Consider the following 2,606-nt stretch of genomic DNA (forward strand, 5'->3'; position numbering starts at 1 on the left):
GGTAATTGGTTGGAAAAGTCTGTTCAAATAGTCTACAAAAGCATACAAGACTCCGACAGTGACAATTCCTTCTACTACTAGAGATTGAGAACCGAAATACCAAATGAAACCAACGAAAGCAATGTTCCGCAACACATTTACTAAATTCCAGGAAGTGAGTGCACTTAATCTTACAAGTTTCCTTTGGTAGGTAAAGTGACGCTCATTCAATTCTTCGAACTCACGGGAGGTTTGCTTCTCTTGACGGAACGCCTGAATAATTGACATTCCCTGAATCGCTTCGTTAATATTTCCATTCATGTCACTGACCGTGGATCGGACCACCTTGTTATATTTCCCACCAAACCTCTTATACCACTTCATCCATACAAAAATGACCGGAACGAGCAATAAACACATCAAAGCCAGCTTTATATCCAAAAGGAATAAGGCTACATAAATCCCTGCCATATAGAAAAAGCTCGTAACAAAAGTCGCTAACACACGAACATAGAGTTCACGTATCGCTTCTGTATCATTCGTTACCCTTGCAACAACCTTACCTGCCGGCTGATTGACAAAATACTGGACTGGCAGCCGCTGTATATGGGTGAAAAGGTCATTTCTCATTTTACGAATGATACGATTTGAAGACTTTTGCAAAAGGAACGTATGGGTGAATTGAAAGACAGCCGCTATGAATAAAAGACCGACGTAGATTCCTAAAAGCCAATAGATCGAAGGGATTTCCGGTTGAAAAAAGCGATATAACTGTGAAAGCGAGAGTGGCTGCGCTTCGGCACGGTAGGTTTGATAGGGACCCTCCAGCCTCAACTCATTTCCAACGACTGAACGGGTTCCTGTTGTCGGAAGATCTTCATTCACGAAATAATATGACCGATCCACTTGCAGAATTGTGGCTATTCCCAGCTTTTCTTCCGTTCCCTCCAGACGATCCTCTCGTTTATACAGGTTTCCTTCATATCTGACCGTATAATCATCTGCTGACTCGACTTGATACCATTGATCTTCGATTCCTACAATGTGTTCATCAATTAAACGTTTGGCGATGAAAGGTCCGGTCAATTCCAAAGCAACGGCGATAACAAGACAAAACAATCCTATTAAAATACTTCTCTTAAAATACAAGGCATATTGAAACAATTTCCGCTCGGTGGATGTTTTCCTCATCGCTTCACCTCCTCATCTTCCAGCTGTTGACGTTCATACTGCTCTTGATACCATCCCATCTGGCTGACCAGTTCCTCATGTGTACCTTCTTCAACAATCCGTCCTTCATCAAGGACGATGATATGGTCTGCGTGAGTTACTGCAGATAAGCGATGAGCTGCAATCAACGTCGTTTTTCCTCTTCTTTCTTTTCTTAAATGATCTATGATGTTCGCTTCTGTCTTTCCATCAACAGCAGACATGGCATCATCCAAAATCAAAATCTGTGGATCCATAATAAATGCTCTAGCAATAGAAACGCGCTGCTTTTGACCACCAGACAACGTCACACCACTCTCTCCAACTTTTGTATCCAGACCTTTTAGCAAATTCTTAATATCATCCAAAAAGTGGGCAAGCTCAAGTACGCGATGAATCTCTTTGTCAGTCGCATCCGCTTTACCAAATTGAATATTTTCACGGACCGTCTTCGAAAACAATACTTGATCCTGTGGAACATAACCGATCCAAGAGCGGGTCGTCTCAAGGTCAAAGTCCTGGATATCTACTCCATTTATGTGCAGATTTCCTTTGATACCTGGATATTCACGAAGCAGCTGTCGGAAAATCGTGGTTTTCCCTGCCCCGGTCTTTCCAACAATACCAACCGTTTGCCCCTGACGGATGGCAAGATTAATATCCTTTAACCCTTCCGTTTCAGCGTCGGGATATTGAAAGGAAACATCCTTAAACGTAATTTCCTTTGGTCGATCTACCACTTTTGAAATTGCTGGACTCCACACATCTGGCTTGTAATCCAATGTTTCGTTTACTCTATCCAAGGAGGCATTCCCCCGTTGTAAAACGTTGATCAACTCACCGACTGCAAACATCGGCCAGATGAGCATCCCTAGATAAACATTGAAAGATACCATTTGTCCTAATGTAATGACATTTTGAAACACAAGAGCCGCCCCATACCCAAGACCAATCGTATAAGACAGTCCGACTAGAATTTGGATCGTCGGCTCAAATAAGGCATCAATTTTCGCTACTTCTATGTTCTTGTCATATACTTCTTCCGTCATGTCTTGAAACCTCTGGTTATCATGATTCTCCTGGACAAAAGCTCGGAGTACTCTGACACCCCTGACTGATTCAAGAACGTTGTTATTCATCTCCCCAAAAGCGGTTTGCGCTTCTGTAAAGCGAGCATGAATCACTTTCCCATACCGATTCATCGCGACGGCCATGATTGGTAATGGAAGAAGAGCGGCCAAGGTCAGTTTCCAGCTGATAGTAAAGCCCATGACCGCAATAATCAGACACATGAACACCGTTGAGTCCACTAGAGTCAGTATTCCGAACCCCGCCGTCATCGTCAACGCTTTTAAATCATTGGTGGCTCGAGCCATTAGATCACCCGTTCGATTTTTGCCGAAAAACGTCGGTGTCAT

Annotated in this window: 2 protein-coding genes; both read right to left on the reverse strand. The window is 43.1% G+C overall.

The window, feature by feature from the left end:
• A partial coding sequence (locus tag LD39_RS07665) for an ABC transporter ATP-binding protein (RefSeq protein ID WP_035544791.1) occupies positions 1-1,170 on the reverse strand: 1,170 nt, incomplete at its 3' end.
• Positions 1,167-2,606: ABC transporter ATP-binding protein (locus LD39_RS07670; RefSeq protein WP_035544789.1), on the reverse strand; the 1,440-nt coding region annotated here is incomplete at its 5' end. The genes LD39_RS07665 and LD39_RS07670, both read right to left, overlap by 4 nt.

The organism is Halobacillus sp. BBL2006 (assembly GCF_000786645.1).
Lineage (GTDB): Bacteria > Bacillota > Bacilli > Bacillales > Halobacillaceae > Halobacillus.